7 protein-coding genes are annotated in these 6,512 nt (G+C 52.5%); all 7 read left to right on the top strand.

The window, feature by feature from the left end:
* Positions 1-128 precede the first annotated feature (128 nt).
* Entirely contained in the window at positions 129-1,688 is a 1,560-nt protein-coding gene (locus IX84_RS10505; protein WP_044219867.1) for a hypothetical protein, read from the top strand.
* Between the two features lie 51 nt (positions 1,689-1,739).
* Positions 1,740-1,937 carry a hypothetical protein gene (locus IX84_RS10500; RefSeq protein ID WP_044219856.1) on the top strand — a complete coding sequence of 66 codons (198 nt, stop codon included), beginning with the start codon at positions 1,740-1,742 and terminating at the stop codon, positions 1,935-1,937.
* A 65-nt stretch (positions 1,938-2,002) separates the two neighbouring features.
* Positions 2,003-3,562 (top strand): T9SS type A sorting domain-containing protein, encoded by a 1,560-nt coding sequence (locus IX84_RS10495; protein WP_044219864.1) that lies wholly within the window; start codon positions 2,003-2,005, stop codon positions 3,560-3,562.
* A gap of 51 nt (positions 3,563-3,613) precedes the next feature.
* Positions 3,614-3,811, top strand: a complete 198-nt coding sequence (locus tag IX84_RS10490) for a hypothetical protein (protein WP_044219861.1) — start codon at positions 3,614-3,616, stop codon at positions 3,809-3,811.
* Positions 3,812-3,880: 69 nt separating this feature from the next.
* Positions 3,881-5,440 carry a hypothetical protein gene (locus IX84_RS10485; RefSeq protein WP_044219867.1) on the top strand — a complete coding sequence of 520 codons (1,560 nt, stop codon included), beginning with the start codon at positions 3,881-3,883 and terminating at the stop codon, positions 5,438-5,440.
* A 51-nt stretch (positions 5,441-5,491) separates the two neighbouring features.
* The gene (locus IX84_RS10480) at positions 5,492-5,689 is read left to right on the top strand and encodes a hypothetical protein (RefSeq protein WP_044219856.1); all 198 of its coding nucleotides are present in this window, start codon (positions 5,492-5,494) and stop codon (positions 5,687-5,689) included.
* Between the two features lie 167 nt (positions 5,690-5,856).
* A partial coding sequence (locus tag IX84_RS10475) for a hypothetical protein (RefSeq protein ID WP_152604988.1) occupies positions 5,857-6,512 on the top strand: 656 nt, incomplete at its 3' end.

Here is a 6,512-nt window from a genome sequence, read left to right as displayed (position 1 = left end):
CTGCAGCAAGGTGCATACCGCTCCCCCGTACTGAAAGTGCTTTTGATTGACTAACCTTAACGTATACAGCCGCTGCCTGCCTGGTGCAAGGCAGCGGCTGTATGCTTTTCCAATATTCTATTCCCGATATGAGACTTTTATACATCGTGCTAATGTTCTTAGTTTTCGATGCCGCCAATGCACAGATCACCTTTAACAAACGCTTCAACGCAGGCTTCCCTTTTCAAAACGTGACGGAAATACTGCCTACAGACAGTTGTTATTATGTGATAGGGGTATACACCGATACCACGGGGGGGCTGCCGACCGTCGGAAACTTCTTCACCAAGCTGAACCTTGAAGGTGAAACAGAGTGGCAAAAAACAATCGGAGGGCCCTCAAAACACTATGAAACCTGGAGAGCAGGGCTTATCTCTGAAAGCGATTCCACCTTTTTAACAATGGGGATCACTTCAGACTCTGTCCATAAAGCTGTAGTTATCCGGTATGATATCAATGGGGACACCCTGGCTACCAAAGAATTTATCAACCCTTTTTATCCTGATGAAACCTTTATTTCTGCCTCACAAGTCATTACCGTACTAAGCAATGGAGACATTATTGCGGCTACTGGCATAAATGTAGGCCCTGAGTCAAACACGGATATATATTTTCTCCGATTAGATGAAGACCTCAACCTTATCGACACTTATATCTATGCTGACCCCCTCCAAAATGCGCCAAAAGACATCATTGTAACAGAGGAAGACGACATCATTGTAGGGTCCGTGAAAAGCAATATCGCACAAACCTCCAATAATTTCACCTACCGTTCTCATCTGCTCAAGCTGGATGAAACCTTTGATATGGAATGGCAATACATCACGCCTGCTTTTGAATTGTATGACTTTGCCAACGCCCTCCTCCCCACCCCCGACGGCGGCCTCATCGTCGGCACCGGTAAAGGCGTGGAGACCGCCATCAACAGCAGCAGCGGACGCGTAGACTGGAACCCCTGCTTCTTCAAGCTCAATGCCGACCGGCAGATGGAGTGGGTTCGGGAGTTTAGGGGCCGGACTATGGGGCCCATTTACGCTATTGTGAAAATCGCTCAGGCCACGGACAGCAGCGGCTACCTTGGTGTCAGTCGGATTGCCGACTTCGAGTCCGCAGAAGAACCTCTTAATGGCATGTGGGTCATGAAGGTATCCAATGCAGGCGATAGCCTCTGGGCACGGCACTTTACCCTTATCAACGAAGAGCCTGGCATGCCCGAGCCCATGGACCTCAAAGCCACCCCTGACGGCGGCTACATCGTCTGCGGCGCAATCGACCCGCCCGGTGACGGGGGCGTCCACCCCCTGCGCTATGGCTGGCTCCTCAAGCTCGATGAGCACGGCTGCCTCGTGCCCGGCTGCCACCTGCCCAACAGCACGGCCGTTGAGCCCGGCACACCGCCACAGCTCGCCCTCTTCCCCAACCCTGCCCGCGACTTTATCAACTTTGAGCTGCGCGGTGCCCGCCCTGCCCCCGATGGGGCTTTCCGCATTCTGGACGCGCAGAGCCGGCTTTTGCAAAGCATACCGGCACGGGAGGCCCCGGGTACGGTAGTCGTGCCCGTGCACGATTGGGCGGCGGGGGCGTATGTGGTGCAGTATTTGGAAAGCGGACGGGTCAGAGCAGCGGAGCAGTTTTTGAAGGTGGAGTGAGGGCAGCGCCCCTCCGGAAATACCCGTATCTTTTTACCTAAACCTAAAACGATGAACAGGCTAATTTTGACCTCCTACATTCCGGGCCGCTGTGATATGCAGGGCAAGCTCACCGCTACGCTCAATTGCGGGCTGGGTACCCGACAGCAGGTATGGCAAACGGCCGGGCAGCAGCGCGGGTTGTACTATTGCATCCTGCAACAAGGTGCATACCGCTCCCCCGTACTGAAAGTGCTTTTGATTGACTAACCTTAACGTATATAGCCGCTGCCTGGTGCAAGGCAGCGGCTGTATGCTTTCCCAATATTCCCGATATGAGACTTTTATACATTTTCCTGGTATTCCTGATTTGGGATGCCGGCAATGCCCAAATCACTTTCAACAAACGCTTCAACGCTGGCTTCCCTTTTCAAAACGTGACGGAAATACTGCCTACCGACAGTTGCTACTATCTAATTGGAGTATTCACCGACAGTGTAGAAGGGGTCCAAACGGTAGGCACTTTTCTTACAAAGTTAAATGCCGAAGGAGAAATTCACTGGCAAAAAACCATCGGCAGCCCCTCGAAATATTACGAAACCTGGGGTTCAGGGTTGTACACTGTTGGAGATACCAGCCTTGTTACTATGGGTATTACCAAAGACTCGACTGCAAAAGTAGTTGTTATCAGATATGATTTGAATGGGGACACGCTATTCACCAAAGAATACTTTAGCCCATTTTACCCGGAAGAGCCTTTCATCTCAGCAGATCAATATATAATTCCATATAAAAACGGGTTTAGCCTGGCTACAGGGGTCGATTCTGATCCAAGCTTTGCAAATGCGGAAATCTACTGGATGCGCTTAAATAAAATTGGGCAAGTCATCGAAACAGCTATGTTCTCTTCACCTCTGCAGGACACACCTGAAACCCAAGTAATAGATGAATATGGTAATATTACTATAGGTGCCTTTACCCGCAACATCGGCCAAGTCAACCAAAATTTCACCTGCCAGGCTCAAATCCTCCAGATAGACAGCTTAGGCAACCAAAAATGGTTGTACAAGACCCCAGCTAACCAGCTTTTTAGCTCCGCACGCTCCCTCCTCCCCACCCCCGACGGCGGCCTCATCGTCGGCACCGGAAAAGGCGTGGAGACGGCCATCAACAGCAGCAGCGGCCGCGTAGACTGGAACCCCTGCTTCTTCAAGCTCAATGCCGATAGGCAGATGGAGTGGGTTCGGGAGTTTAGGGGCGAATTCCCGTGGACTAACTTCTCCATGGTCAAAATCGTTGAGGCTACAGACCAAAGCGGGTACCTTGGCATCAGTTGGACCGCAGAGACGGAGTCTATTGGAGAGCTTAGGAAAGGCACCTGGCTCATGAAGGCCTCCCCACAAGGCGACAGCCTTTGGGTGCGCTACTTCACGCTTTTTGATGAGGAACCGCTTGCCCCCGAGCCCATGGACCTCAAAGCCACCCCCGACGGCGGCTACATCGTCTGCGGCGCTATCGACCCGCCCGATGACGGGGGCGTGCACCCCCTGCGCTACGGCTGGCTCCTCAAGCTCGATGAGCACGGCTGCCTCGTGCCCGGCTGCCACCTGCCCAACAGCACCGCCCCGGAGCCCGGCACACCGCCACAGCTCGCCCTCTTCCCCAACCCCGCCCGCGATTTCATCAACTTTGAGCTGCGCGGTGCCCGCCCTGCCCCCGATGGGGTGTTCCGCATATTGGACGCGCAGGGCCGGCTTTTGCAAAGCATACCGGCACGGGAGGCCCCGGGCACGGTGGTGGTGCCCGTGCACGATTGGGCGGCGGGGGCTTATGTAGTGCAGTACCTGGAAGGCGGGCAGCTCAGAGCAGCGGAGCAGTTTTTGAAGGTGGAGTGAGGGCAGCGCCCCTCCGGAAATACCCGTATATTTTTACCTAAACCTAAAACGATGAACAGGCTGATTTTGACCTCTTACATTCCGGGCCGCTGTGATATGCAGGGCAAGCTGACCGCTACCCTCAATTGCGGACCGGGCACCCGACAGCAGGTATGGCAAACGGCCGGGCAGCAGCGCGGGCTGTACTACTGCATTCTGCAGCAAGGTGCATACCGCTCCCCCGTACTGAAAGTGCTTTTGATTGACTAACCTTAACGTATACAGCCGCTGCCTGCCTGGTGCAAGGCAGCGGCTGTATGCTTTTCCAATATTCCCGATATGAGACTTTTATACATCGTGCTAATGTTCTTAGTTTTCGATGCCGCCAATGCACAGATCACCTTTAACAAACGCTTCAACGCAGGCTTCCCTTTTCAAAACGTGACGGAAATACTGCCTACAGACAGTTGTTATTATGTGATAGGGGTATACACCGATACCACCGGGGGGCTGCCGACCGTCGGAAACTTCTTCACCAAGCTGAACCTTGAAGGTGAAACAGAGTGGCAAAAAACAATCGGAGGGCCCTCAAAACACTATGAAACCTGGCGAGCAGGGCTTATCTCTGAAAGCGATTCCACCTTTTTAACAATGGGGATCACTTCAGACTCTGTCCATAAAGCTGTAGTTATCCGGTATGATATCAATGGGGACACCCTGGCTACCAAAGAATTTATCAACCCTTTTTATCCTGATGAAACCTTTATTTCTGCCTCACAAGTCATTACCGTACTAAGCAATGGAGACATTATTGCGGCTACTGGCATAAATGTAGGCCCTGAGTCAAACACGGATATATATTTTCTCCGATTAGATGAAGACCTCAACCTTATCGACACTTATATCTATGCTGACCCCCTCCAAAATGCGCCAAAAGACATCATTGTAACAGAGGAAGACGACATCATTGTAGGGTCCGTGAAAAGCAATATCGCACAAACCTCCAATAATTTCACCTACCGTTCTCATCTGCTCAAGCTGGATGAAACCTTTGATATGGAATGGCAATACATCACGCCTGCTTTTGAATTGTATGACTTTGCCAACGCCCTCCTCCCCACCCCCGACGGCGGCCTCATCGTCGGCACCGGTAAAGGCGTGGAGACCGCCATCAACAGCAGCAGCGGACGCGTAGACTGGAACCCCTGCTTCTTCAAGCTCAATGCCGACCGGCAGATGGAGTGGGTTCGGGAGTTTAGGGGCCGGACTATGGGGCCCATTTACGCTATTGTGAAAATCGCTCAGGCCACGGACAGCAGCGGCTACCTTGGTGTCAGTCGGATTGCCGACTTCGAGTCCGCAGAAGAACCTCTTAATGGCATGTGGGTCATGAAGGTATCCAATGCAGGCGATAGCCTCTGGGCACGGCACTTTACCCTTATCAACGAAGAGCCTGGCATGCCCGAGCCCATGGACCTCAAAGCCACCCCTGACGGCGGCTACATCGTCTGCGGCGCAATCGACCCGCCCGGTGACGGGGGCGTCCACCCCCTGCGCTATGGCTGGCTCCTCAAGCTCGATGAGCACGGCTGCCTCGTGCCCGGCTGCCACCTGCCCAACAGCACGGCCGTTGAGCCCGGCACACCGCCACAGCTCGCCCTCTTCCCCAACCCTGCCCGCGACTTTATCAACTTTGAGCTGCGCGGTGCCCGCCCTGCCCCCGATGGGGCTTTCCGCATTCTGGACGCGCAGAGCCGGCTTTTGCAAAGCATACCGGCACGGGAGGCCCCGGGTACGGTAGTCGTGCCCGTGCACGATTGGGCGGCGGGGGCGTATGTGGTGCAGTATTTGGAAAGCGGACGGGTCAGAGCAGCGGAGCAGTTTTTGAAGGTGGAGTGAGGGCAGCGCCCCTCCGGAAATACCCGTATCTTTTTACCTAAACCTAAAACGATGAACAGGCTAATTTTGACCTCCTACATTCCGGGCCGCTGTGATATGCAGGGCAAGCTCACCGCTACGCTCAATTGCGGGCTGGGTACCCGACAGCAGGTATGGCAAACGGCCGGGCAGCAGCGCGGGTTGTACTATTGCATCCTGCAACAAGGTGCATACCGCTCCCCCGTACTGAAAGTGCTTTTGATTGACTAACCTTAACGTATATAGCCGCTGCCTGGTGCAAGGCAGCGGCTGTATGCTTTCCCAATATTCCCGATATGAGACTTTTATACATTTTCCTGGTATTCCTGATTTGGGATGCCGGCAATGCCCAAATCACTTTCAACAAACGCTTCAACGCTGGCTTCCCTTTTCAAAACGTGACGGAAATACTGCCTACCGACAGTTGCTACTATCTAATTGGAGTATTCACCGACAGTGTAGAAGGGGTCCAAACGGTAGGCACTTTTCTTACAAAGTTAAATGCCGAAGGAGAAATTCACTGGCAAAAAACCATCGGCAGCCCCTCGAAATATTACGAAACCTGGGGTTCAGGGTTGTACACTGTTGGAGATACCAGCCTTGTTACTATGGGTATTACCAAAGACTCGACTGCAAAAGTAGTTGTTATCAGATATGATTTGAATGGGGACACGCTATTCACCAAAGAATACTTTAGCCCATTTTACCCGGAAGAGCCTTTCATCTCAGCAGATCAATATATAATTCCATATAAAAACGGGTTTAGCCTGGCTACAGGGGTCGATTCTGATCCAAGCTTTGCAAATGCGGAAATCTACTGGATGCGCTTAAATAAAATTGGGCAAGTCATCGAAACAGCTATGTTCTCTTCACCTCTGCAGGACACACCTGAAACCCAAGTAATAGATGAATATGGTAATATTACTATAGGTGCCTTTACCCGCAACATCGGCCAAGTCAACCAAAATTTCACCTGCCAGGCTCAAATCCTCCAGATAGACAGCTTAGGCAACCAAAAATGGTTGTACAAGACCCCAGCTAACCAGCTTTTTAG

This window comes from Phaeodactylibacter xiamenensis, assembly GCF_000759025.1.
In the GTDB taxonomy this organism is placed as follows: domain Bacteria; phylum Bacteroidota; class Bacteroidia; order Chitinophagales; family Saprospiraceae; genus Phaeodactylibacter; species Phaeodactylibacter xiamenensis.
This window is presented reverse-complemented; position numbering and strand designations above follow the sequence as displayed.